This window comes from Actinomadura sp. KC216 (assembly GCF_004348535.1).
Lineage (GTDB): Bacteria > Actinomycetota > Actinomycetes > Streptosporangiales > Streptosporangiaceae > Spirillospora.
In genome coordinates, this window is record NZ_SMJX01000051.1 from 1 (window position 1) to 22288 (window position 22288).

31 protein-coding genes and 1 tRNA gene are annotated in these 22288 nt (G+C 69.0%); 27 read left to right on the forward strand and 5 right to left on the reverse strand.

Translation table 11 applies throughout. The annotated features are described in order from the left end of the window. Positions 1-102: 102 nt before the first annotated feature. The 4 genes from E1264_RS11615 to E1264_RS11630 all read left to right on the forward strand — a co-directional run bounded on the left by E1264_RS11615 (position 103) and on the right by E1264_RS11630 (position 1514). A complete protein-coding gene (locus tag E1264_RS11615; RefSeq protein WP_132172530.1) occupies positions 103-555 on the forward strand; it encodes a hypothetical protein in 453 nt (150 codons plus the stop codon). Next, positions 555-803, forward strand: a complete 249-nt coding sequence (locus E1264_RS11620) for a hypothetical protein (RefSeq protein WP_132172532.1) — start codon at positions 555-557, stop codon at positions 801-803. The genes E1264_RS11615 and E1264_RS11620 overlap by 1 nt, the downstream gene beginning before the upstream one ends. 109 nt (positions 804-912) lie before the next feature. Next, on the forward strand, positions 913-1182 hold the full coding sequence (locus E1264_RS11625; RefSeq protein WP_132172534.1) for a hypothetical protein: 270 nt from the start codon (positions 913-915) through the stop codon (positions 1180-1182). A gap of 95 nt (positions 1183-1277) precedes the next feature. After that, positions 1278-1514, forward strand: coding sequence for a MarR family transcriptional regulator (locus E1264_RS11630; RefSeq protein ID WP_132172536.1), 237 nt, complete (start codon positions 1278-1280; stop codon positions 1512-1514). A 5-nt stretch (positions 1515-1519) separates the two neighbouring features. On the opposite strand, the gene E1264_RS11635 is transcribed toward E1264_RS11630, so the two are convergent. The 3 genes from E1264_RS11635 to E1264_RS11645 form a co-directional block, all read right to left on the reverse strand. Then, entirely contained in the window at positions 1520-2356 is an 837-nt protein-coding gene (locus tag E1264_RS11635) for a DUF6602 domain-containing protein (RefSeq protein WP_347813385.1), read from the reverse strand. Between the two features lie 55 nt (positions 2357-2411). After that, positions 2412-2642 carry a hypothetical protein gene (locus tag E1264_RS11640; RefSeq protein WP_132172540.1) on the reverse strand — a complete coding sequence of 77 codons (231 nt, stop codon included), beginning with the start codon at positions 2640-2642 and terminating at the stop codon, positions 2412-2414. 332 nt (positions 2643-2974) lie between these two features. Further along, positions 2975-4156, reverse strand: a complete 1182-nt coding sequence (locus tag E1264_RS11645; protein ID WP_243710876.1) for an alpha/beta hydrolase — start codon at positions 4154-4156, stop codon at positions 2975-2977. A 285-nt stretch (positions 4157-4441) separates the two neighbouring features. On the opposite strand from E1264_RS11645, the gene E1264_RS11650 reads away from it, so the two are divergent. The 6 genes from E1264_RS11650 to E1264_RS11675 all read left to right on the forward strand — a co-directional run bounded on the left by E1264_RS11650 (position 4442) and on the right by E1264_RS11675 (position 9986). After that, complete coding sequence (locus tag E1264_RS11650) at positions 4442-5296, forward strand: hypothetical protein (RefSeq protein WP_132172542.1); 855 nt, start codon at positions 4442-4444, stop codon at positions 5294-5296. A 231-nt stretch (positions 5297-5527) separates the two neighbouring features. Next, positions 5528-7102: a hypothetical protein gene (locus tag E1264_RS11655; protein WP_132172544.1), complete on the forward strand. Its 1575-nt coding sequence runs from the start codon at positions 5528-5530 to the stop codon at positions 7100-7102. A gap of 1621 nt (positions 7103-8723) precedes the next feature. Next, positions 8724-8879, forward strand: a complete 156-nt coding sequence (locus E1264_RS43290; RefSeq protein ID WP_165964129.1) for a hypothetical protein — start codon at positions 8724-8726, stop codon at positions 8877-8879. 303 nt (positions 8880-9182) lie between these two features. Beyond that, positions 9183-9422, forward strand: coding sequence for a helix-turn-helix domain-containing protein (locus E1264_RS11665; protein WP_165964130.1), 240 nt, complete (start codon positions 9183-9185; stop codon positions 9420-9422). Positions 9423-9475: 53 nt separating this feature from the next. Further along, positions 9476-9553 (forward strand) — tRNA-Met (locus E1264_RS11670). A gap of 82 nt (positions 9554-9635) precedes the next feature. After that, positions 9636-9986, forward strand: coding sequence for a hypothetical protein (locus E1264_RS11675; protein WP_132172548.1), 351 nt, complete (start codon positions 9636-9638; stop codon positions 9984-9986). Here the strand turns inward: E1264_RS11675 and E1264_RS11680 are convergent. Beyond that, positions 9983-10357, reverse strand: a complete 375-nt coding sequence (locus tag E1264_RS11680; protein WP_132172550.1) for a hypothetical protein — start codon at positions 10355-10357, stop codon at positions 9983-9985. The genes E1264_RS11675 and E1264_RS11680 overlap by 4 nt on opposite strands. Positions 10358-10396: 39 nt before the next feature. Between E1264_RS11680 and E1264_RS11685 the strand changes: the two genes are divergently transcribed. From E1264_RS11685 to E1264_RS11715, 7 genes are all read left to right on the forward strand, one after another. Continuing rightward, positions 10397-10708 (forward strand): HNH endonuclease, encoded by a 312-nt coding sequence (locus E1264_RS11685; RefSeq protein WP_132172552.1) that lies wholly within the window; start codon positions 10397-10399, stop codon positions 10706-10708. A gap of 13 nt (positions 10709-10721) precedes the next feature. Next, a complete protein-coding gene (locus tag E1264_RS11690; protein ID WP_132172554.1) occupies positions 10722-10991 on the forward strand; it encodes a hypothetical protein in 270 nt (89 codons plus the stop codon). Between the two features lie 131 nt (positions 10992-11122). Continuing rightward, complete coding sequence (locus E1264_RS11695; protein ID WP_132172556.1) at positions 11123-11404, forward strand: hypothetical protein; 282 nt, start codon at positions 11123-11125, stop codon at positions 11402-11404. Between the two features lie 7 nt (positions 11405-11411). Then, positions 11412-11882 (forward strand): AAA family ATPase, encoded by a 471-nt coding sequence (locus E1264_RS11700; protein WP_132172558.1) that lies wholly within the window; start codon positions 11412-11414, stop codon positions 11880-11882. Between the two features lie 486 nt (positions 11883-12368). Beyond that, on the forward strand, positions 12369-12968 hold the full coding sequence (locus E1264_RS11705; RefSeq protein WP_132172560.1) for an HNH endonuclease signature motif containing protein: 600 nt from the start codon (positions 12369-12371) through the stop codon (positions 12966-12968). Position 12969: 1 nt separating this feature from the next. After that, positions 12970-13233, forward strand: coding sequence for a hypothetical protein (locus tag E1264_RS11710; RefSeq protein WP_132172562.1), 264 nt, complete (start codon positions 12970-12972; stop codon positions 13231-13233). Continuing rightward, entirely contained in the window at positions 13230-14774 is a 1545-nt protein-coding gene (locus tag E1264_RS11715) for a terminase (protein WP_132172564.1), read from the forward strand. Before E1264_RS11710 ends, E1264_RS11715 begins: the two co-directional genes overlap by 4 nt. 19 nt (positions 14775-14793) lie before the next feature. Here the strand turns inward: E1264_RS11715 and E1264_RS11720 are convergent, their stop codons facing one another. Beyond that, positions 14794-15441 carry a hypothetical protein gene (locus E1264_RS11720; protein WP_132172566.1) on the reverse strand — a complete coding sequence of 216 codons (648 nt, stop codon included), beginning with the start codon at positions 15439-15441 and terminating at the stop codon, positions 14794-14796. Positions 15442-15590: 149 nt separating this feature from the next. Here E1264_RS11720 and E1264_RS11725 point away from each other — a divergent pair, with 149 nt between their 5' ends. From E1264_RS11725 to E1264_RS11770, 10 genes are all read left to right on the forward strand, one after another. Then, positions 15591-16982, forward strand: coding sequence for a phage portal protein (locus tag E1264_RS11725; protein ID WP_132172568.1), 1392 nt, complete (start codon positions 15591-15593; stop codon positions 16980-16982). Then, positions 16979-17935, forward strand: coding sequence for an HK97 family phage prohead protease (locus E1264_RS11730; RefSeq protein WP_132172570.1), 957 nt, complete (start codon positions 16979-16981; stop codon positions 17933-17935). Before E1264_RS11725 ends, E1264_RS11730 begins: the two co-directional genes overlap by 4 nt. Beyond that, a complete protein-coding gene (locus E1264_RS11735; RefSeq protein WP_165964131.1) occupies positions 17932-19422 on the forward strand; it encodes a phage major capsid protein in 1491 nt (496 codons plus the stop codon). The genes E1264_RS11730 and E1264_RS11735 overlap by 4 nt, the downstream gene beginning before the upstream one ends. 67 nt (positions 19423-19489) lie before the next feature. After that, positions 19490-19825: a hypothetical protein gene (locus E1264_RS11740; RefSeq protein WP_132172572.1), complete on the forward strand. Its 336-nt coding sequence runs from the start codon at positions 19490-19492 to the stop codon at positions 19823-19825. After that, positions 19822-20223, forward strand: a complete 402-nt coding sequence (locus E1264_RS11745; protein WP_132172574.1) for a hypothetical protein — start codon at positions 19822-19824, stop codon at positions 20221-20223. Before E1264_RS11740 ends, E1264_RS11745 begins: the two co-directional genes overlap by 4 nt. Positions 20224-20227: 4 nt before the next feature. Beyond that, positions 20228-20815 (forward strand): phage gp6-like head-tail connector protein, encoded by a 588-nt coding sequence (locus tag E1264_RS11750; RefSeq protein ID WP_132172576.1) that lies wholly within the window; start codon positions 20228-20230, stop codon positions 20813-20815. After that, entirely contained in the window at positions 20812-21087 is a 276-nt protein-coding gene (locus tag E1264_RS11755; protein WP_132172578.1) for a hypothetical protein, read from the forward strand. Before E1264_RS11750 ends, E1264_RS11755 begins: the two co-directional genes overlap by 4 nt. Further along, positions 21087-21383, forward strand: coding sequence for a hypothetical protein (locus E1264_RS11760; protein WP_132172580.1), 297 nt, complete (start codon positions 21087-21089; stop codon positions 21381-21383). Before E1264_RS11755 ends, E1264_RS11760 begins: the two co-directional genes overlap by 1 nt. Beyond that, complete coding sequence (locus tag E1264_RS11765) at positions 21380-21829, forward strand: hypothetical protein (RefSeq protein ID WP_132172582.1); 450 nt, start codon at positions 21380-21382, stop codon at positions 21827-21829. The genes E1264_RS11760 and E1264_RS11765 overlap by 4 nt, the downstream gene beginning before the upstream one ends. Next, a complete protein-coding gene (locus E1264_RS11770) occupies positions 21829-22245 on the forward strand; it encodes an HK97 gp10 family phage protein (protein ID WP_132172583.1) in 417 nt (138 codons plus the stop codon). Before E1264_RS11765 ends, E1264_RS11770 begins: the two co-directional genes overlap by 1 nt. Positions 22246-22288 lie beyond the last annotated feature (43 nt).

Sequence of the window (22288 nt, forward strand, 5' to 3'; positions counted from 1 at the left end):
CCCCTTCACCGACCTGCTGACGACCTGCCTCGGGCCGGTCTCGTACCGGCCCGGTACAGGCCGCCAGCCTCGCCCCCCGCCGCCCCTATGGAGAGGCATGTCATGCTGCTCGAAGACCTGCGCGCCCTGCCCGTGGGCGCGCCCCTGCTCGCCGGACCCGACGCCGAGCCCGTCGTCCTGGCCGAGCTCACGCCGCCCGGCCCCGGCCGCCGCACCACCACCGCGCGCGTGCTCACCGTCCTCGGTGAGGAGCGCGACGTCCTGCCGCGCCTGCTCGCCCCCGCGCCGCCCGCTCGCTACCCGGACGCGGTCGCGGTGCGCCCGGACCTGACCGGGCACACGATCACCGTCGAGAAGATCACCGCCCGGATCTGGCCGCGGCTCGGCCTGGCGCGCGGCGTCGTCGGCCAGCTCGCCGCGATCGAGCGGCAGGACGGCCACCTGGTCAAGGTGTGCTGCATCGCGAGCGACCTGTGGGGCGGAGACATCGAGACCGCCGCCCGCTCCTACGCCGACGGCTACGGCGCACGCTGCGTCCCCGCCGGGAGTGCGTGATGTCTGAGCCGATGAGCGACGTGCACGTCGACCGCCCGCATCTGTACTTCCGGTCCCCCACCGGGATGCTGCACCTGCGCGCGCGGATATGGCCCGATGACGAGTGCGGCCCGGTCGGCAACGGCCTGTCGTTCAGCCGCGCCCGCTGCGGCTGGGAGACCGACCTCGGCTTGACCGCGATCCCCAGCCGCCTCTTCCCCGACGGCGAGGACCGGCTGTGCAAGCGCTGCGTGGTGATCGAGTCATGAGCGCCCAGCGCGGCGGCGGCTGGCAGGGCATCGGGCTCGGCGCCGTCGCGTCCGGGGCGCTGCGCTGGACGACCGCCGAGCTAGACCGCGCGCTCGAACGGGCGGCGCGATGACCGTCCTGAACGACGCCCGCCCGTCCGGCGCTGCCGCCGTCCGCCTCACCGGGGATGAGGCGGCGGCGCTGGTCGAGGCCACCGGGCTCGCCGCGTCGCAGCTCCTCACCCAGGTCCGCGAACTGGGCCTTGAGCCGGACGGCGCGCTCGGCTCCGAGGCGCATGCCCTGGCCGCGGCGGTCCGCAAGCTGGACGCGCTCGGCGACGTCGCCGGACTTGAGATCCACGCCCGCCGCACCCCGATCTTCGAGAGGCACGGCCCATGACAATGCCGACACCTCGCCCGGCTCCCGCGCGCCGGCGGCGCGCCCCGCTACTCTTGGTCCAGCCTGACTGGACCAAGAGGGATGCCGGGGATGCCATGGCCGACGACAAGCGCAAGCTCGCCGACCCGAAGAAGACGTACTGGACCATCGCGGACGTCGCCGCCCACTGGGGCGTCAAGCCGACGACGATCCACACCTACCGGACGCGGGGATGGCTGCCGCCCGAGGACGAGACCATCGGCAACGCACCGGTGTGGAAGCCCAAGACGATCACCTCCTTCAAGCGGCCCGGCCGCGGCGCTCGCACCGATCTAAGGGATTCGAGCACGTAGTCGCACTACTCCTCGCCAGCCCTCCATGTCGGCCGATAAACCCGGGCGGGGATGCCGAGGCCGGACTCGCCAGCGTAGGCCGTGAAATCCAGGGTCCACATCGATGCTTGGGCCAGGAGGACGTTCAGGTGCAGCATCATTGGGAAGAACACATCCTCCCCTTCGTCAGGGTGGAACGCGATGAGCCCCGCCCCAGGTTGCGGGTACGGATCGACTAGCCCGTTTTTAGGGCTGGTCCAGCGCAAGAAGCCTTCACCGAGGACATAGACGCCATCTGGGCGCTCCTCGGGGGGGCGCGATTCGCACCACTCCCAGAGGTGCTCACATAGCGTCGTGATCTTACTGCCGCCGTAGGCGAAGATCAGACCCAGCGTGGGCAACTGCCAGTACGGCTTGCCGTGAACCCTGTACGGGGTGTACATGCCCCCCGTGGGCAGGTGAGCGGTCTTGGGCATGGCCTTGAGCTCGCGGAGCGCCTCGCAGGAAGACAAGAGCTCACTCTTATCCAACGATGACTTGACCTCGATGACGCTATAAACGCACTCGTTCGGAATGATGCGGTAATTCGCAGTGTCCAGCAAGGGTGGAGTGCTCCGATCAAAGAGAATCACATCGCACTGCCTCGACGTGTCACCCGATGCTGTGATGATCTCACCGCTATGAGCCGTCATAACGTGCCCTGGGACTCTAGGTGCGATGAACTCGCACAGGATCCCCTCGCGGCTTCGGCCCTTCTCTGGGCGATGATTAAACGCCTGCGACTCCTCAAAATCTGCCCGCATTCTCCGTGCAGCTGCGTGAAGGATCTCAGCTAGTTTGCTGTGTGGGGTACCAGCGGCCATGGCAGGACGGTACTCGGCAGCCGCATCGCGAAGGGGCGACACGCCGTACACCGACTCACCGCGGGAACTTTTCACGCCGGCGCGGCACCCGGGTGTAGTCCTGTCCCTCGATCCGGGTCAGATCATCGGCCGTCACGCGTCGGCGGCGCCCCTCCCACTTCAGCCCGTTCCACGCCATGAAGGCGATCTCGGCGCCCCACCCGCCCTCGGGGAACTGCACCCACTCCAGCAGGTACACCGCTCCCCCGGCGGCGCGGGAGAAGACCACAGGTGCAAGGACGGCCACCAGGCGTTTCTACCCCGACCTTCCGCATCAGGTCGAATATGTGTTCGCCCGCGCCGTACGCTGATCACAGTGACGCCGTGTCCAGGCCGCTGCAACGCCCGCCACCGCAAGGCCGTTCGCGACTTCGAGGCCACGACCCGCGCCTACGACGCGGCGCTGGAACCCTGGGAGGATGCCCGCGACCAGGTCCTCGACGCCAAGGACGCTGAGATGCTGGCCGCCGCTCCAGTGGCGCCGATCCGGCGACGAGGCTCGCGGCCGGACGGGAGGCCCCCGGCCGGGCGGTGCGTCGCCCGGCCGGGCGGGATCGGCAGGTCGCGTTCTGGGGATGGCTACGGGTTGTGGAACCGCACCTCGGGGTTGTCCCGCGACGGGCCGTCCAGCAGAGGCCGCGGGACGCGCCACAGGTGCAGGTCGAAGAAGGCCCCGACGTAGTCACGGACGATCTTGTCCGAGCGCGTGCCCGCCAGGCCCGGCCGCGGACCGGACTGCGGCAGGCCGAGCTGCTCGCTGAGCACGGGAACGTCGCAGAAGGTGAAATGCTGCGAGCCGGCGACGGTCAGCCACCGCCTCCAGCCGTCCAGCCGCCGCCACGTCCGATCCCACGTCTCGTCCTCGCCGCCCGGACGGCTGGTCTCGTCGCCGAGCATGAGCAACGGCCGCCCGCCCAGGCCCCCGTCCGGTACGGGGTCGGCGAAGGAGCCGTCCATGTTGACGCCCGCCCGCATCCGGATGTCGCGTGCCATGGCCGACGCCGCGGTCGCGCCGCCCAGCGAGTGCCCGGCAATGCCGATCCGCCGCCTGTCGATCAGGTGTGCGTGACGCCAGGCCGGACGGTGACCGGTCAGCCGGTCCAGGACGAACGACACGTCCCGGCCCCGGCCCACGGTGGCTCTTCTGAAGTCCTCCTTGGTCTTGGTCTTCGCGCAGGCGAGGCAGGTCAGCATCCGGCCGCCCGGGAACTCCGTGCCCACGGACTCGTAGGCGTGGTCCACCGCGGCGACGACGTGGCCGCGGCTGGCGAGCTCCTCTGCCAGGCCGGTGAGGGTGTAGCGGGACACGCTGAAGCCGGGGGAAAGCACCACCAGCGGGCGGCGTCCCGGCAGCGGTCGCGCGTCCACCCGGGCGTTGGTGCGCGTGGCGCTCAGCGTCTTGGCCGAGACGACGCCGTCGAGGTCGCGGTCTTTCAGGAACAGCCGGGCCTCCTCGCTGGTGGCGTACCCTGCTCGGGCGCCGGGACCGGGCAGCGCCGGGTAGTACATGCTGAGCATCAGTTCGCGGGCGCTCGCCCCGGGGGCCCACGGGTCCTTACGCGCGGGATCGACCAGGTGCAGCGTCGAGCGGCCGACCACGTGCGGGCCGGTGGGGCGGGGGAGCCGCAGCCGCACGTCCTCGGCGCTGCCGGGCACGGGCGCAGGGTCTGACGCCGCCGAGGCGGCGCTAACGGTGGTGAGGGGCACCGACACGGCGAACGCGAGTACGGCGACGTTCATCTTGCGAAGGATTCTGGTCACGCGCCCACGCTAGATCGCGCCGCTTGCCGGGCGCGTCAGCCTTCCGGCTGTCGCTGATCGCGAGTGCGACGGCGCCCGTAGTCCTCCAGGCTGATGGCGACGACGTCTTTCGTCAGGGGCACCGCCGCACCAATCACGGCCCCGCCCGCCAGCTCCACCGGGCCGTAGAGCAATTTCCGGCCGGGAGTGTTCCTCCATGGGCCATCTGCTACGAATCCGTTCACCATGGCTTGACCTGGCGAAGCCAGTCGAATCTCTGTTCGCCCGCGACGTACGCTGATCACCGTGAGCGCCGAGAAGTCGCCCTGTCCCGGGCGCTGCAACGCCCGCTACCGCAAGGCCGTCCGCGACTTCGACGAGGCGACCCGCGCCTACGAGACCGCCATGGGCAGCTGGGTGAACGCCCGCCAGCAGGTCCTCGACGTCGAGGCCGCCACCGGCGCCGACGACGGGACCCGCAACATCCTGCGGGGCCTGGACGAGCTCCGCCCGCAGCCCCCGGCGCCGGTGACGATCGTGCCCACGGACGGCGCCCCTGTCTGGTGCGACCGCGATCAGGCGGCGATCCGCCGCGCGCTGGTCGAGATCGATGACCTCGCCGCGCTGCTGGCGTCCTGGAGCGACGGGCACCGCGGCGCGGGCTCGGGCGAGCGGACGTCCGGCCACCGCCCCGGCTCGGCGTCGCCGTCCCCCATCGCAGACACCTTGGACGAGCTCTACCGGGCCCTGGCGACGGTCGAGACCGAGTGGCGGGAGGCGCGCGGCCTGCCGCCTCGTCCGCACCGCGGCGCCGTCGAGGCCCGCACGCGGACGATCGGCTGGCTGCTCGGCCAGCTGGACCAGATCCTGCATCATCCCGGCAGTGTCGCCTTCGGACGCGCGACCCTCGCGTGGCAGCGCCGTCTGCAGCAGGCCACGAGGAGCGACCCGGTCGTGCGCCGGCGTCCGGCCGTCCCGTGCCCGCGCTGCGACCGGCGCGCCCTGCGCACGCGCGACGACGGGTACACGCAGTGCGCGGGGTGCGGGCGCTTGCTGGACGAGCGCGAGTACGACGAGCTGGCCGAGCTGGCGGAGATCAAGCTGGCCGTCGAGGGGCCGAAGGATTCTGATGAACATTCAGCGCCTGCGCGCGGCCGTTGAACGGCGTTAAGTGGCCAACCGGCACAGCCACGGGCTGGCGAAACCGGCGGTGGGCCCGAATCGGTCCGTAGCTCGTTCGACACGGCCGACCGCGGTCACCACCTGCGAACAACGAACAGACCCCGGCACCACGAACCACCGACAAGGTGCTGATTGTCACTCTACGGCTACGGTCATGATCGCCCTTGGCAAGCCTTAGTCACCTTCTGGGTCATATACCGAATCGTGACCGTGACCACGTACACCCCGGCGTGCCTTGCTCGTCTACCAAGTGTGATGGACTTTGAGTTCTGGTCGGGAAATGTAGGGGCGGCGCCTTTGGGCGTGGCCGCTTTGTTGTCGCTTGTCGGTGCCGGGCGTTGCCTCGGCTTGGTTACCGGGCTGGGTTGCGAGTCCGCGGTAAAGGTGAGATTTTCTCGGCTTATCGCGGACACCCTTATCGCCGCCACGCTCTCGTTTGCGGTCTGGAAGTTCTACTTTAGGGACGGGTTTCTTGACCTCAACCAGATCGGCGTACTGGGGTTCAGCCTCCGGCTGAGCTACCCATATAGCCTCGCACTGTTCCCCGCAATGTTAGTGATCGTCGCAGTGTTCGCCAACAAAGAGCGGCGAGCCGCCGCCAATTTTCCTAGGGCACACGAGTTCGACGGCTCCCAGGTGGTGGCCCGGCGGTCGATCATCCATCCGACGAAGTTCCATACACGACGGCGGACCCTAGAAGAATGGCTTATCTCTGAGGGCAAAGATGTGGTGGAACTGTTTATTGACGTGATCTTTGGCAGGCTACGGTCCGAGCTGTTAAAGAATTCCCGCGAAGAGTTTGACCGCATCACCGAGCGTTTGCGGCAGAGCCGATCCGGGTCTGTGGAGGCGGCGTCGGAGATCGACATCACGCAGAGTTCGGCTTCGCCTCACCCCGCAAGCTCCACGCTGATCATGTGGTGCTTGACGCTCTGGGTGCTCCCGCACTGGTGGCCGCTTCTCGACCCGCTGGCCGCACACCCGCTCATCGCCGCCCTCGGACAAGGGGCCCCTGAGAGCGCCCTTGGCAGACTTGCGGTCTCGATCTCTTCGGGAACGGCATGGATCGCAGCGCTCGCGCTCGCCTGTGCGCTGCCCATGTGCTTCATGGGCAGGATTCACATTCTTGTCCGGCCGGTCCTGCTGGCGCTCTCCGCAGCGTCCATGTGCGTCGCGGTCGCACCTTTCATCTTCAGGACCAACACGCCGCTGTGGGACATGGTGATGCCCCTGCCACTCGCCCTGGTTAGCGCGAAATTAACCTTCTCAGAGAAAGCGCGCTTGCACAGCACCGACTACCCGATGAGTAAACCAAGAACTTCTCAACTTATGCCCAATGGCTCCGGAACCGGCCTCCTTACTGTCATAGGCATTACCCTACTCGTCGCGCGGCAATCTTTCCAAGGCTCGTTGAAGGAAGCGGCGCTGTGGCTTACCGTTTACGCAGCTGTCGCTGCGATCGTTATTCTAGTTGCGGAATTCGTAATCGACACCGCCACTCTTTCCTTGGGAAGTAATCTCAGCGACCTACCGCCGATGATCGGCATATGGGCGGGTGTCCTGGCCAGTCCAATGTTCTTGTTCTACGGTGAACGGTACGGTAGCAACGATGCGACCATCTACGATTTCAATAAGCTGCCCGAGGAAGTGACGACGCCGCTCCCTTCGACCTGGTGGTGCATGCCGATGCTGGTCACTGCCGGATACGTCGCCGGGACCGCTCTGGCCTATGCCGGACTGGCCGGGCGCTGGAAGCCGACACACCTTCACGCTGACCGCGCCTGACCACCCTGGTCGACTCATCCGTGCAGGGTCAACCCACATGGTCATCCCTGGGCGAACTGCGGGAACCCGCTCCAGCGCCGCTCTTCCAAGCTGGCCCTTCCAATCAACGGCCACCGCACCCCGCGTGCATGACCGCGTCGTGATCGTCACCGACGAGCAGGCGTGGGGCGGCTACCTCGGAGGCGACCCGACCGTCCAGGCCCCCAAGAGCGTCCCCCGTCTACACCTGGAACCTCGCCGGCTACCAGTACGGGCACGGCCCCTCCGGCGAGGGCAACCGGCACGTGTTCGGAGGGCTCTCTGACGCCGCGTTCCGGCTGATCCCGCTGCTGGAGGCGCACCGGGACGCCGCCTTGCCCTGGCCGTAGAGCGCCCGTCTGCCGGGTCCGCCATGATGAGGCACATGGCGGACCCGGCTAACCTATGCATCGACGAGCTGGTCGCGGTCACCATCTGCGGTTTGGGGCGAGATGAACGGTGATGCGTGAGTCTAGCCCTGACGACGTTCACAGGACGGACACGAGGCATCGTGCTGCCCCCCTTCCCAGAGGAGGGTTCCATAAGCCATCCAACCCGTCATAACGCTGACCGCAGGACCCGCCGCCAGCCTCACGGTACTCAGCGAGAAGAAGCCACTCCAAGTTGCGCCTGGATGTGATTCATGCCTCCGGAGGTGCCTAAGACGCCAGAATTCAGCCTCGCTACACTCGACTGCGGGTGTGTGAGCACTTTCGACCAGCGCTTCAAGCGCCTCTTTTGGCGTGACGCCCTCCCCCCAACAAACACCTAGAGACCGGCCTCTATAGGCGGAATATGCGTCCGCATGAACAGCGGGTTGATCGAAGGTCATTATTCGAATTTCAATCTCAATCTGAATACTGCTCGCTTCGATCGAGCGTTTCGCATTATAATGCGACTGCAAACTTCCTCCATAAATTCACACCGAGGTAAACGCCGTGTGCTAGAGCCAGCACAGCACACGGACGATTCTCGTGGAACCAACTGACCGGTACCGGCCTCCCCACTCTGCCTTCCGCGAAAGGTTGCGATCATTACTGGCTTTGCTGGCGAGCAAGAAGACGCCTTCTCGGTCTCCCTTGATCCCCCCTCAGCTGGACGCCGCGCGCGGATATCGTTGAAGCACCCGTCGGCGCGCGCGACGAGGACGAGCGCCGCGCGACCCTCGCCGAGAGGGCCAGGGACATAGCCGACGACTGCGCGGGCGTCCTCGTCGAGGTGACGAAGCCGAACCTCGACGAGCTGGCGGAATTCGCGGCTGAGTCCGCAAGCTGTCTGAGCATCGGAAAGCACTTCTCCGCTCAGGCCGGAGCGACCACTGTCGTGGACACACTCCTGCACCACATGGTGACGCGGGGAGCGCCGTTCCTGAGCGAACCCCTGGAGAAGATGAAGTACGGGGGGGGTTCCCCGACCGTCTCGACGTCCCGGACGACGAAACCGACCTCGACGCCGTCCGGCCCACATGCACCTTGGCGCCGCTGCGCATGGCGCTCCAGAGCTACCAGTTCCCGTCGCTGAACGATCCCGGCGACCCGATGCCGACGCGCCTGAATCGGCACGTGACCGTCCGACGATCGGGCCATTTCGGTTCGACTACAGCATGCTCGACGGACGGGACGGCTTCGTCAGCGACGCCACCGCCGACGCCGACGAGGCGATCAAGCGAATCGTCTTCCCCGAACATGCGCAGGTGCCGGATGCGTCCAACGGCAAGGAGGGCAAGCGGTGGCGGCGGATGACGGACATCCACATCTAACGAGTCACTTCGCCCACGGTCACGACGTTTTCGTGACGAGTGATCGCGACATCCTTGACCCCAAAGCGCAGCTGCACGCAGAGGTGGGCTCGGTGGATCGACACACCATCTGGTAGGGCGGCGCGCTGAACCCCTTCAGGAGTGGCGGCCCACCTCGCTGTATTACGACCTAATGCACTACCTCCAGTCTTCGCGAGCCCTTTCCGGCGACGGAGGCCCACCCAGCGGAAGCGAACGTTTGGTGTCCCGGTGCATTGCGAAGATCGATCTTGGCATGGCTGCATGTTCGCGCACACTGGAGCCATGCGACTCCACCCCGCCGACGAGCTGTCCGAGCTGCTCAACCTCGACCAGGCGGCGCGTCTGGCGAACGTGTCCCGCCGCACCCTCGATCGGTGGATCGCCTCGCGCCGCCTGCGGGTGTACGAGGTCCGCGGGCACACCGGCCGCTACGTGCGCGAGGACGAGCTACTGGAGGTCGAGCGCGAGCGCCGGCGGTCCCGTCGGCGCGGCCGTCCCGGCGCCCGCGTCAACGTCGCTTGACACCTTGACCTTGCGTGTCTCATCCTGTGATCAGTGTGGCGTTCTGTCACCAGAGCAGGGTGGAGCAGTTCGGTAGCTCGCTGGGCTCATATCCCAGAGGTCGCGTGGTTCGAATCCCGCCCCTGCCACCAACCTCTTGATCACCCAAAGTGAGGCCCGGATCCCAGGTCCGGGCCTCACGCATATTCCCTGGTCAGCGGGCATTCCGCCCATGTGCCGACCTACGACCGGTTCCGCCGGGACGTCGCCCGCGTCCAAGCCGCACACCCGGACGTGGCGCTCCATCTCGTCTGGACGGGCCCGGACGAGCCGGTCACTCTCAACCTGATCCGTACCACCCCCGTCCTGCGCGGCCAGGGGCTCGCCGAGGCAGCCCTGAACGACCTGACGGCCCTCGCGGACAGGTGGGGAGTCCCGCTCCGCCTCGTGGTCGAGCCGATCGAGGGCGACCTGGACGTCGATCCGGCGCGCCTCCTGCGCTGGTACGGCTCCCACGGGTTCATCGTCACCGGCGTACGCGAGCGGGACGGCGCGCCGATCATGGAGCGGTCGCCCCGCGGTTAGCCGACCGGCGCCGTGGGCACCTCGGGTAGCGCGGCCTTCAGCGCCGCCCGCAGCTCGGCGTAGCGCTTTCGCTGATAGCTGGTGAAGAGCACGACGTGCGGGTTCCCGCCGATCGCCTTCTCCTTGGACGTCCCCAGCGCCCTCACGGTCTTCACATCCTCGGCCGTCGCCATGAAGACACACCCGTTGGCCAGCACCGTCGGATCCTTCCACTGCACCTGGACGATCTCGGCCAGCGGGATCACCGTGTGGGCGTCGCTTGCCACCCGCCCCAGACCGCGCCGACTAATCTCCACGCGATCGGCGTGCAGCACCACGGTCGCCAGATGCGCCTTGATCGTCTGAGGGGCGCGCTTCTCGAAGTCGACCATGGCCCCGCATCCTCGCACCCGCCGGCCCGGGAGGTGGGCATGACGGCCTCATCCGGACGCCCGGCCCGCACCGCCGGACGCAAAGGACGCCCCTGGAGACGCGCCCGGAAGCAGGCTCTCGACGAGGGCGCCGGCGTGTGCTGGATCTGCGGCCACGGCGGCGCCCGCTACGCCGACCACAAGATCCCCCTCGCCCGCTGGAAGGCCGCTGGCGGCGACCCCAACGACCCGGCGAACTTGGCGCCCGCCCACGGAGCGAACAACCGGTGCCGGGACTGCGGACGCTGCTGCAACGAGTCCAAGGGCGACCGCCCCTACGCCCCGCCCGTGCAGGGTTCTCGCGACTGGTGACATGATGACCGACATGGCCATCAACGCCTATAGCGGCCCCGCCACCCTCGTCACGGACGACGGCGCCGAGCGAGACGCCACCGTCGACCTCTTCGTCGAGCAAGAGGGCGGCCTCAAGCGGTGGTTCGGCACTGCTCGCCTCGACGACGTCCCACCCCTCGAAGAGCTGCGCCTCCGGACGCCTGATGGGCGAGAGGGGAAAGCCATCATCACCAGGGTGGAGTACGGCTCTGATGAGGTGGAACTCCAGGGCAGCGGTCCGCCACCGTTCGACTTCGCCTAGAGGGTTGCACGTTTCCCCAGGTCGCCTGGATGCCACCTGCGGAAACGCGGCACCCCCGCTACAGTCCCGCCATGGACGCCCGCGAATAACGGCAGGCCCTGGTCGGAATCCTCGGCCTCATCGCCGACCAGGTGGAGTCCGAGGACGACCAAGTGGTCAAGGACCGCCGCGTCAGCGAAGCCGTCAGCACACTGCTCGCCGAGTGGACCCTGGACGTCGACCTCGAAGGCGAGCATCCGCGGTCCCCGGCGGAGGCCCTGCGGAACGAACTGCTCGCCCTCCTGAACGGCGCGATCTTGACCCAGAGTTTGCTGCTGGAACAGTGGGCCGCCGAGACCGGCGAGTCAAGGAGCGAGGTGCTGCGCAGGTTCGCCCTGCGCATGGCATCGAAGGACGGCGAGCAGGGACCGTGATGAGTGCATGGTCCTGTACGTGGTGACCGGTCCCCCGGCCTCGGGCAAGACCACCTACGTCCAGGCCCACGCCACCCCCGGTGCCGTGGTCATCGACTGGGACGCCCTCGCCACGGCCCTCACAGCGGGCCCTGGCGACTCCCACCGCCACCCCAGGCCCGTCCAGCAGGTCGCCCACCGGGCGCGCCGTGCCGCGATCAGGGAGGGGCTGCGTCAATCCAGGGGGCATGACGTGTGGGTGGTGCACTCGGCCCCCTGCCCCGAGGCCATGGCCGAGTACCAGGCCCACGGTGCCCACGTCATCACCATCGACCCAGGCCAGGACGTGGTACTGGCACGGTGCGAGCAGCTGCGCCCACCTGCATCCCGTGACGCCGCCCTGCGCTGGTACGCACAGCGTGACACCCCACCACACCCCACGATGCGTGTACAGAGTGACATCACACTCAGCAACGATCATGGTTCGCGAGACTGGTGACACGGCGTGATGTGACTCCCCGTGGTGTCCGACCCGTGATCAGCTTCGCATTCACGCATCGTGACACCCCACGCTCGACCAAGATCCATCTCACGCTTCGCGACCCTCACGCACTCGGGGGCTCTGACCTGCGGTAATGCGGACGGTGCGCGGCAGGGGTGGGGGGCACCCTCACGACGGGGACCCAGTCGATCCGGGGGACCCAGGGCCAGCGCTCCCGTGTCTGTCTGCGCGCAAGATCATCCAAATGTCACTTTGCGTGACGTGACAGAGAGTGACCATCTTCCGTTCATGACCGCCGTCACTCTCCGCTACATCACTCTCTGCGACCCCCGCTAGTTGGGCGAACTCGGCCCGACGCGGATTAGCGAGTCCTGGTGAAACCGGGCTCGTGATCATGAATGCCGCCCGCCGCTGATCACGGCGGGAAGGGAGCCCCGGCGTCTCCAGGTGCCGGGGCTCCCGTATACCTGGAGGTCCAGCCCAATGCCCCGTAAGCCCGACACGCCGTGCTCCGGCTGCGGCACCCTCATCTGGAGCGGCACCGGCTCGCTCCCCGCCGCCGAGCGGAAGTGCCGTCCGTGCCGACGCGCTCGGACCACCGTGACGGCTGCCTGCGTGGTGTGCGGCGGCCTCTTCGATCGGCCCAAACGCGGCGGCGGCGCCCCCCGGACGACCTGCTCGACTGCATGCCGCCGAAAGTGCTGGAACAAGCCGCGCCCCTGTGTCGACTGCGGCGGACAGGCGATCGCGCCGCGCCTGCGCTGCGAGGCCTGCCGGGAGGCCCGCAAGCGGGAGACGGCCCGGCGCAAGAACCGCCTGCGCCGGGCCGCCCTGCGCGGCGCGGCGAGCGAGCCCTACACCCTGGACGAGATCGCCACCCGCGACCGTCACCGCTGCCAGCTCTGCCACCGCCGGGTCGACATGACCCTGCCTGCGCCGAACCCCGGCTCGCCGAGCATCGACCACGTGATCCCGCTGGTCGAGGGCGGGGACGACGTGCGGTCCAACGTCCAGCTCGCGCACTTCGGCTGCAACTCGGCCAAGGGGCGGCGAGGCTCGCAGCAGTTGGCCCTGGTGGGCTGACGTGGGGCCGGTCGAGGCGGCGTTGCACGCGGAGCTGGAGGGCTGGGGCGCGGAGATCGTCTCGTCGGCGCTGGCGGTCTCGGCGCTGGACGTCGCGCGCCGGCTGGACCAGGGCAAGGTCTCGCCCGCCTCCGCATCCCTGCTGCACGGCCAGCTCCGTCAATACCTCTCTGACCTGCGGGAACTTGCCCCACAGAAGGAAGAGACCGACACGGTCGACGAGATCCGCGCACAGCGTGAGAAGCGGCGCCGGGGAACGGCGTGACCGTCTCCGAGGAGACGCCGCTGATCGGGCGGCAGGAGCCGACCATCCACGTCGTGCCGGAGTACGTGGCGACGTCGGGCGACGAAGCGGTGGCGCTCGCGGCCCAGGCCGGCCTCGACCTCGACCCCTGGCAGCGGCTCATCCTGCGCGACGGGCTGGGTGAGCGGGCGGACGGGTCCTGGGCGGCCTTCGAGGCGGCGATGATCGTCGCCCGCCAGAACGGGAAGGGCGGCGTCTTCGAGGCTCGCGTCCTGGCCGGTCTGTTCCTGCTGGACGAGCGGCTGATCCTCTACAGCGCGCACGAGTTCAAGACCGCGCAGGAGATGTTCCGCCGCATCGAGGACCTGATCTCCGGGACGGCCCAGTTCCGCAAGCGGGTCAAGCGGGTCGACCGGACGCGCGGCGAAGAGGGCGTCGAGCTGCTGCCGACGCCTCAGTGCCCGAAGGGGCAGCGGCTCCGGTTCGTCGCCAGGAGCACGGGGTCGGGCCGCGGGTTCACCGGCCACTGCAACATCTGGGACGAGAGCCAGCACCTGTCCAATGCCAGCGTGGACGCGCTCATGCCGACCATGTCGGCCATCCCGAACCCGCAGCTGTGGTACGGCGGCAGCGCCCCGGACAAGGACCTGGCCCCCTGCGAGCAGATCACCCGCGTCAGGACCCGGGCGCTGTCGGATAAGCCCGGCCGTCTGGCGTACTTTGAGTGGTCCGCCGAGCTGCACACGCCGGAGTGCGAGCGTGACTGCACCGAACATGACGACCCCGACAGCCCTCTGACCTGGGCAAAGACGAACCCTGGCCTGGGGATCCGGCTGTCGGTGGAGCACATCGCCAACGAGCGGGACTCGATGAGCGAGCGCGGGTTCGCCCGCGAGCGTCTGTCGGTCGGCAACTACCCCACCGTCGGCGGCGGCTGGAAGGTCATCCCTCAGCCGGCCTTCGAGGCGGTCGCCGACGAGACGTCTCGCCCGCTCGACCCGGTCGCGTTCACCGTCGAGGTCGCTCCGGACCGGCAGGCCGCGGCAATCGCGGTGGCGGGCCTACGCGAGGACGGCCTGCTGCATACGGAGGTCGTCGCCTACCAGCCGGGCACCTCGTGGGCGCCGGGCAGGCTCGCGCAGCTGGTGGCCAAGTGGCGGCCGTGCGTGGTGGCGATCGCTCCGGCCGGGCCCACCGGCAGCTTGGCGCCGGACATCAACGACGCCCTGGAGGAGCTGGACGAGGACGTCCGGATGGAGCTGACGCTCATCAAGGGCCGCGACTCCGGGGCGGCGTGCGGCGGCCTGTACGACGCGATCGTGCGGCCGAGGAACGCGCCGCCGGACTGGACGCCGAGCGTGCGCATCCGACCGCACCCGGCGCTCACGGCGGCCGTGGCGGGCGCGAGCAGGCGCTATCTCGGCGACGCGTGGGTGTGGGACCGGCGGGCCGCCTCGGTCGACCCGTCCCCGCTCATCGCGGTCACCCTCGCCCGCTGGGCCTTCCTGACCCGTCCGCCCGAAGAGGACGAGCCCGCGCAGCCGTGGGCCGTGTATGTGTGACTCCCAGACGGCGTCGTAGTTAGGGGGCTGCTTGTTCGTCGTACGTGTAGGCAGTCTCTCCCAGCAGGGTTGTGAGGGTCTCCATCGCTTGAGAAGCCATGCCGCGGATCAAGCGGATATCTGTCGAACTGACACGCTGGCTTTCTTGCAATTCGACATCCCTTCCTGCGTCTTCGATAGGCATAAGGCGTACCAGGAGCCGCGTTGTGTCGACCAGGGCTGGCCAGCCCCAGAGGTTTGTCTCCTCGGCAATGCGTCTGGCCATGTAGGGGCCATACTGCCGAAAACCGAAAGCGTGCGCGGTCGCGGTGAGGGCACGATGCAGTTTGGTGACCCGAGAGGCCGCAGAGAAATCCAACCGGTTCTCTCGCATAATTGAGAGGACTTCCTTGAGTACCTGCCGCGCCTTGGCCGCCGTTTCAGCGCTCACGGGCGTGTCTGTCTCTGGCGCTACCGGTCTCCTCGCCTCTGCTTGCGCCTCTTCTAGAGCTTCCTGCGCCTCCTCGACGCGCTCGGCGAGTTCGACGTTCACGCCCATCGCGTCGATCGTCCTCGCTCGCTGGAAGGCGTCGCGGATCTGATCCCGGAAGACAAAGACGGCGATCACGAAGACGAGCGGCCAGACCAACGCCTTCACGAATTCCAGGATGAGCTTGGCGATCTCCACGCGGTTCCCCTCGATTCGCGTGCCGGGTCGACGACGCTACTGAGACCTCACGCCCAGCGGACCGGTTCCGCTCGCTCGTGACCAGATCGCAGCCCACGCGGGTGAGGAGGCGAAGTGACGACTGCCGTGGAGCCCTGGGCGGTGGACGGATGAGCGTCTTCGGGCGCCTGTTCAAGCGCGGCGAGCGGTCGATCACCACGCTGGAGGACTACGCCAACGCGCTCAACGAGTTCGTCTACAACGGACACGTCTATGGCCTGACAGGCGCGAACGTCCAGCTATCCCAGAACGGCGCGCCGGTCGAGTCGATCGCGGCGGACTTTGTCGAGTATGCGACACGCGCCTACGGAGCGAATGGTGTGGTGTTCGCCTGCATGGCGGTCCGGCAGCTCGTCTTCTCCGCGGTGCGGTTCCAGTACCAGCAGATGCGCGGCGGACGGCCCGGCAACCTGTTCGGCGACGCGTCGCTGGCGCTACTGGAGCGGCCATGGGTAGGTGGCACCACGCAGGACCTGCTGTCGCGGATGATCCAGGACGCCGACCTGGCCGGCAACTCGTACTGGACGACGTTCGACGGCGAGATGGTGCGCCTCCGCCCGGACTGGGTGGACATCATCCTGGAGCCGCGGATCTTCCGCGACGGCATCCTCGGCTACCGCAAGGTCGGCTACCTGTACACCGAGGGCGGCTACCGGCCGGGCGGCGGCGACTCGATCCCGCTGCTGGTGGACGAGGTCGCCCACTTCGCCCCGATGCCGGACCCGCTGGCGACCTACCGCGGGATGAGCTGGCTCACGCCGGTCCTGCGAGAGATCCGCAACGACGGCGCGATGAGCGACCACAAGGGCCGCTTCCTGGCCAACGCGGCGACGCCGAACCTGGTCGTCCGGCTGGACTCGGCGATCAAGCGGGAGGACTTCGAGCGGTTCAAGGCCGCGATGGACGCCGAGCACAAGGGCTTCCGAAACGCCTACAAGACCTTGTACTTGGGTGGCGGGGCTGACGTCACCGTGGTCGGCAAGGACTTCAAGGAGCTGGACTTCAAAGCCGTCCAGGGGGCGGGCGAGACCCGCATCGCGGCCGCGGCCGGAGTCCCGCCCGTAATCGTCGGCCTCTCCGAGGGCCTCCAGGGCAGCTCCCTGAACCAGGGCAACTACGGGCAGGCGCGCCGACGTCTCGCCGACGGAACCATGCATCCGCTCTGGGCTTCGGCGGCCGGCTCGATGGACCCGCTGCTGCGCGTCCCGCCCGGCGCACGCGCCTGGTACGACGCCCGCGACGTGCCATTTCTTCGCGAGGACCGCAAGGACGCCGCCGACATCCAGTACCGCAAGGCAGCCACGATCCGGCATCTCACGGACGCCGGCTTCGATCCCGACTTCGTGATCGAGGCGGTCGAGTCGGAGGACATGGCTCTGCTGCGCGGCCGCCACACCGGCCTGTTCTCCGTGCAGCTCCAGCCGCCCGGCAGCGGCCAGCCCACCGACCAGACCGATCCGCAAGAACAGCCCGCGCTTGAGGCCGGGACGGAGGCGACGTGATCGCAAAAGACGACCTGCTGCGCTCGGTGCCGTTCGAGCAGCGCGACGGCGAGGGCGAGGGCGACGGCCTGACGCTGGACGGCTACGCCGCGGTGTTCGGCCAGCCCACGGAGATCGACAGCTGGGAAGGCACCTTCACCGAGGTGATCCGCAAGGGCGCCTTCCGCAAATCGATCCGCGAGCGCACCCCGGTGATGCAGTTCGACCACGGCAGGCACCCGCTCGTCGGCAGCATCCCCATCGGCGCGATCACCGATCTGCGTGAGGACGATCAGGGCCTGTACGTCTCGGCGCGCCTGTCGGACAACTGGCTGATCGAGCCGGTCCGGGACGCGATCCGCGACGGCTCGGTGGACGGCATGAGCTTCCGGTTCAGCGTCGTGCGCGACGAGTGGCGCGACAAGGACGGCAAGCTCGTCAAGCCGGACGAGCTGGCGCACCTGCTGTGGGACCCGGGCGACCGCGGGCCGCTGGAGCGCACGCTCATCGAGCTGAAGGTCCGCGAGCTCGGCCCCGTGGTCTTCCCCGCCTACGAGGGGACCAGCGTGGGCGTGCGGGCTGCCACCCTGGCCGCCGAGATTCGCTCCGACGACCACCTGCGCCGCGAGGTGCGGGCCGCGCTGGCTCGCCAGGCGCCCGCGCCGCCCACCACCGACCAGGACCTGGACGACCCGGCCATGCGCCGCGAGGTCGCCAGGGCGCTCCTGTTCGGTGCCGACCCCAAGACTCCGGACGCGCCGCCCGAAGGGCACCCGTCCGTCCCGCAAGCCCGCTCCGCCGGCGCGCCGACCGCCCCCGCAATCGGGGACGGTCACCCGCCGCAGAGCACCGACGCGCCGCCCCTCGATGGGCACCCGCCGGTAGATCCATCGACGTCAGACCGGCTCCGCTCGCAGATCCGCGAGATCAGCGGGCTCATGGCCGAGCGTCTGGCCGCCATCGAGGAGAGATGATGGAGCTGTCGCATTCGCAGGCCGTGATCCGCCTGCGCGACATCCAGGCCGAACTGGAGCGCCTGGGAGAAAAGGAAGACCTCACCGTCGAGGACGAGCAGCTGTTCGACGAGCTGACTCGCGAATTCGCCGAGGTCGATGACCACCGGCGGCAGATGGAGCGCCGCTCGGCACTGGAGCGGGTCCGCTCCGCGACCAAGGCCGTGGACCGTGGTCCGGCCGCCCTGAAGGTCGAGCGCGGCACCCCGGTGAACAAGGCCGACGGGTACGACCTGGACCCGATCCTGAACCCCGACAGCGTCGAGGACCGCCGGTTCCGCAACCCGTGGGACATCAGCGAGGTCCGGCAGTGGGGCCGCGACCCCGATGAGGTCAACCAGGAGCTGGCCGCCCGCGCCCTGTGCGCGATCGAGAAGATGCCCGGCGCCAACGACCAGATCCGCGAGTCGGGCACGCGGATTCTGGAGCGGTGGGACGACCGCAACGCCTACATCGCCCGGCTGATCCTGCACACCTCCAGCCCGGCGTACATGCGGGCGTGGTGCAAGAAGGCGCGCGACCCGCAGGGCGCCGACCTGACCTACGAGGAGCGCATCGCCTGGCAGCAGGCCGAAGCGTTCCGGGCGATGTCCCTGACGGACTCGGCGGGCGGCTACCTGGTGCCGTTCCAACTGGACCCGACTGTCATCATCTCCGGCGACATCTCCGTCTCGGAGATCCGCCGAGTCGCCAGGCAGGTGATCGCCACCGGGGACGTCTGGAACGGTGTCTCCTCGGGCGCGGTGTCCTGGAGCTGGGACGCCGAGGCGTCGGAGGTGTCCGACGACTCCACGACCTTCGCCCAGCCGTCCATCCCGATCTACACCGCCCGCGGGTTCGTGCCGATCTCGATGGAGGCGCTGGCCGACGAGGCCAACGTCACCGCGACCGTGGCCGAGCTGTTGGCCGAAGGCCGCACCGACCTGGAGGCGGCGGCCTTCGTCACCGGCTCGGGCGTCGGCCAGCCGACCGGCATCGTCACCGCGCTGACCGGCACGGCCAGTGAGCTGACGGCGGCGGGCGTCGCCAGCTTCGTGCTGGACGACCTGTACGACGTCCATGGCGCACTGGGGGCCCGGTACCGCCGGATGGCCTCGTGGCTGGGCAACACGCTCATCTACAACCTGATCCGGCAGTTCGACACCTCGGGCGGCGGCGGGTTCTGGACCAACCTGGGCAACGGCACGCCGGAGCTGCTGCTCGGGCGCCAGGCCCTGGAGGCCGAGGACATGGCGGGCGCCCTGACCACCGGGAACAAGATCCTGGTCTTCGGCGACTTCCGCAACTACGTCATCGCCGACCGCGTCGGCATGACGGTCGAGTTCATCCCGCACCTGTTCCACACGGCCAACAACCGGCCGAGCGGACAGCGCGGCTGGTTCGCCTCCTACCGGACCGGGGCCGACAGCGTGAACGACGGCGCCTTCCGGATGCTCAAGACCGGCTGATACGCGGACCGGCGGCCGCAGCGCACGAGCCCGGCCGCCGGTCCGACCAACGAATGGAGTCATGCCGATGGGCAAGATTTACCGCGCCAAGAAGGCCGTCGCCTTCGCCCGGCCCGGGGGCGGCAACCGGATCATCCCCGCCGACAAAATCGTCAGGGACGACGACCCGATCCTGACCGGCCGCCGCGACCTGCTGGCCGACGAGTCGCTGTTCGAGCCGCTGGACGACTATCTCGACCGTGAAGTCGAGCAGGCCACGGCCGACCCGGGCGAGAAACGAGCCGTGACCCGTGCTCGCAGGCCGCGGGCCGCCAAGTTGGACGCGTCGAACAAGACGCCGGAGGCGGGCCCCAAGGAGGCCGCCGCGACGGCCCGTGCCAGCGACAAGGAGGGGGCGAAGTGAGGCGCACGACCTACAACAACGTCCGGGCGGCCCAGGCGCTGGCACCCAGCACGGCCCGCACGGACGGCGCCGTCAACGGGGCGACCATCGACCGGTTCGTCAACGACGTCTACTACCGGTCCGTCACCTTCGTGATCAATGCGGGCACGGTTACCGACGGCACGCACACCGTCGCCGTGGAGGACTCCGACAACGGCAGCGTCTGGGGTGCCGCCGCCGCCGCGGATGTCCAGGGCACCGCGCCCGCCGTCGGGACCGCCAATGACGAGCGCGCTCACGAGGTCGGCTACGTCGGCCCGAAACGGTACGTACGGATCACGCTGACCACGGCGGGGGCGACGACCGGCGGCCTGATCGACGCCGTGGCGATCCTGGGCGTCCAGCCGGTGAAGCGCTGACTCCGTGCTGACCACTGTCCCGGCCGACTGGATCACCGTCGCCGAGGTCAAGGCGCACATGGACAAGACCTCGACGGCGGACGATGCCGAGCTGGCGGGCTTCGTCAGCGCCGCGTGCGAGGCGATCCGGGAGCGGATCGGCGAGGTCTCCGAGGTCACGGCCGTGGTGGAGGCGCGCTCGTGGACGGACGTGATCGTGCTGGAGCACAAGCCGGTCGTCTCGATCACCAAGGTCGAGCGGCTGCCCGGCCTGGAGCTCGTCCCCGAGGGCGACCGGGGCACCGGCGCCGACGGATGGCTGATGCTCCAGCCGGGCGCCGGGGTCCTGACGCACACCTCCCGCTTCCCCGGCGAGGTCCGCGTCACCTACCAGGCCGGCAGGGATCCACTGCCCGGAAACGTTCGCCTCGCCGGACTGGAGCTGGCCGCGCACCTGTGGCGCGCCTCCCAGCTCAACGCAGGCGGCGGCCGTCCCGCGATCGCCGACAACGAGCAGCCGATCATCCCTGGCATCGCCTACGCCTTGCCGATCCGCGTCCGAGAGCTGCTCGGCCTCGGCAACAACCCCACCTCGGAGGTGCTGATCGGATGAGCCTGGACGAGCGGATCACAGGCAAGGACGCTCCCCCGCCCGCGCCGCGGCCTCGTCAGGTGCCGCGTGAGGCCGTGCCCGTGGCGGGGCACACGGCGCTGACGGTGCAGCCGGGGCAGACGCTCATCGTGACGTTGCCGGAGGCGCTCAGCGCCGAGCACACCGCGAGCGTCGGCAAGGAGCTGCAGGAGCGGTTGCCGGGCGTCGAGGTCCTCGTCCTCGCCGGCGTCCAGCAGATCGCCGTGTACGACCCCGGCACGGAGGTGCAGTGATGGGGACGTTCTGCAGCTGGGCGCTCCCAGCACGGGAACTGACCGGGGACGAACAGGCGGCGCTGACCGTGTGGCTGAGGGAGCACGGCATCGAGCCGGGCTCGGTCGCGGCCGGATGCGTCGCCGTCATGGCCGGTAAGGACGGCTCGGAGCTGCATGTCACCGAATTCGTGACCGGCGAGGACGGCGGGCCCGTCGTGGACTATGCGGCCAACCGGGTGGTCACCCGACCGCGGATCGTGCCGCTGGCCACCGAACCGCCGTTTCCGGACGACAAGAAGCAGAGCCCGGCGTGAGCATCTCCACCGTCCCGGCCGTGATCGATGAGCTGGTCCGGCGGACGCGGCTCGTCCTGCCGGAGGTCCAGGTGCTGGACGGGGGTCCGCACCGGGACACCGAGCCGGACGTGATCTGCATCGGCTTCCAGATCCCGCCGGGCGCGCCGTCCGTGGAGGACACCCGCACCCGCCAGCAGCTCGCCACCTCGCCCGACCGCGAGCAGTACGAGATCACCTCGCTGGCCTCGTCGTGGCGCGGCGAGCAGCACGACGCCAAGGCCGTCCGCGACCGGGTGTACGAGATGATCGACGCCCTCGCGGCCGAGCTGGAGCGCGACCAGCGCCTCGGCGGGCTGGTGAACCGCGCGCGCCTGTCCACCGGCGCGCTTGCGCAGGAGCAGACCTCCAAGGGCGCCACGGCCACGGTCCGCTTCGTCATCTCCGTGGACGCCTTCACGCGCTGATGGCCGACGACGAGGTCCGGGATCTGATCCGCGACCTGGATCAGATCCCCCGCGAGCTGCGTGTCCAGATGCGCCCGGCGCTGCAGCGCGCGGGACGGGACCTGCTGCGCCAGGCGCAGCTCAACGCCTCATGGTCCTCGCGCATCCCCAGCGCGACCCGGCTCTCCGTCCGCTTCAGCCGCGATCCCGCCGTCGACGTCCGCACGGACGGAAGGCGCGCCCCGCACGCCACCCACTACGAGAACGAGGGCAAGCCGGGGACCTTCAAGCACCCCCTGTTCGGCAACCGGTCGTACTGGTACTCCCAGCGCGCCCGCCCCTACCTCGGCCCCGCCTTCGACGCCAAGGCCGACGATGCGTTCGCCGCGATGGCCGACGCCGTCGACCGCGTCACCCGCGACGCCGGATTCCGCTGAGCCCTTCTCCCCTGCGCTCCCCGCTCCGTCCTGCCCCCGAGGA

What these genes read in the sequence shown, in the direction of transcription:
- E1264_RS11770 (WP_132172583.1), top strand. Translation starts at nt 21,829, where the DNA reads ATGGCCGACGACGAGGTCCGGGATCTGATCCGCGACCTGGATCAGATC.
- E1264_RS11685 (WP_132172552.1), top strand. Translation starts at nt 10,397, where the DNA reads ATGACGGCCTCATCCGGACGCCCGGCCCGCACCGCCGGACGCAAAGGA.
- E1264_RS11705 (WP_132172560.1), top strand. Translation starts at nt 12,369, where the DNA reads ATGCCCCGTAAGCCCGACACGCCGTGCTCCGGCTGCGGCACCCTCATC.
- E1264_RS11665 (WP_165964130.1), top strand. Translation starts at nt 9,183, where the DNA reads ATGCGACTCCACCCCGCCGACGAGCTGTCCGAGCTGCTCAACCTCGAC.
- E1264_RS11740 (WP_132172572.1), top strand. Translation starts at nt 19,490, where the DNA reads ATGGGCAAGATTTACCGCGCCAAGAAGGCCGTCGCCTTCGCCCGGCCC.
- E1264_RS11620 (WP_132172532.1), top strand. Translation starts at nt 555, where the DNA reads ATGTCTGAGCCGATGAGCGACGTGCACGTCGACCGCCCGCATCTGTAC.
- E1264_RS11635 (WP_347813385.1), bottom strand. Translation starts at nt 2,356, where the DNA reads ATGGCCGCTGGTACCCCACACAGCAAACTAGCTGAGATCCTTCACGCA.
- E1264_RS43290 (WP_165964129.1), top strand. Translation starts at nt 8,724, where the DNA reads ATGCTCGACGGACGGGACGGCTTCGTCAGCGACGCCACCGCCGACGCC.
- E1264_RS11630 (WP_132172536.1), top strand. Translation starts at nt 1,278, where the DNA reads ATGGCCGACGACAAGCGCAAGCTCGCCGACCCGAAGAAGACGTACTGG.
- E1264_RS11735 (WP_165964131.1), top strand. Translation starts at nt 17,932, where the DNA reads ATGATGGAGCTGTCGCATTCGCAGGCCGTGATCCGCCTGCGCGACATC.
- E1264_RS11615 (WP_132172530.1), top strand. Translation starts at nt 103, where the DNA reads ATGCTGCTCGAAGACCTGCGCGCCCTGCCCGTGGGCGCGCCCCTGCTC.
- E1264_RS11725 (WP_132172568.1), top strand. Translation starts at nt 15,591, where the DNA reads ATGAGCGTCTTCGGGCGCCTGTTCAAGCGCGGCGAGCGGTCGATCACC.
- E1264_RS11625 (WP_132172534.1), top strand. Translation starts at nt 913, where the DNA reads ATGACCGTCCTGAACGACGCCCGCCCGTCCGGCGCTGCCGCCGTCCGC.
- E1264_RS11680 (WP_132172550.1), bottom strand. Translation starts at nt 10,357, where the DNA reads ATGGTCGACTTCGAGAAGCGCGCCCCTCAGACGATCAAGGCGCATCTG.
- E1264_RS11755 (WP_132172578.1), top strand. Translation starts at nt 20,812, where the DNA reads ATGAGCCTGGACGAGCGGATCACAGGCAAGGACGCTCCCCCGCCCGCG.
- E1264_RS11700 (WP_132172558.1), top strand. Translation starts at nt 11,412, where the DNA reads ATGGTCCTGTACGTGGTGACCGGTCCCCCGGCCTCGGGCAAGACCACC.
- E1264_RS11760 (WP_132172580.1), top strand. Translation starts at nt 21,087, where the DNA reads ATGGGGACGTTCTGCAGCTGGGCGCTCCCAGCACGGGAACTGACCGGG.
- E1264_RS11690 (WP_132172554.1), top strand. Translation starts at nt 10,722, where the DNA reads ATGGCCATCAACGCCTATAGCGGCCCCGCCACCCTCGTCACGGACGAC.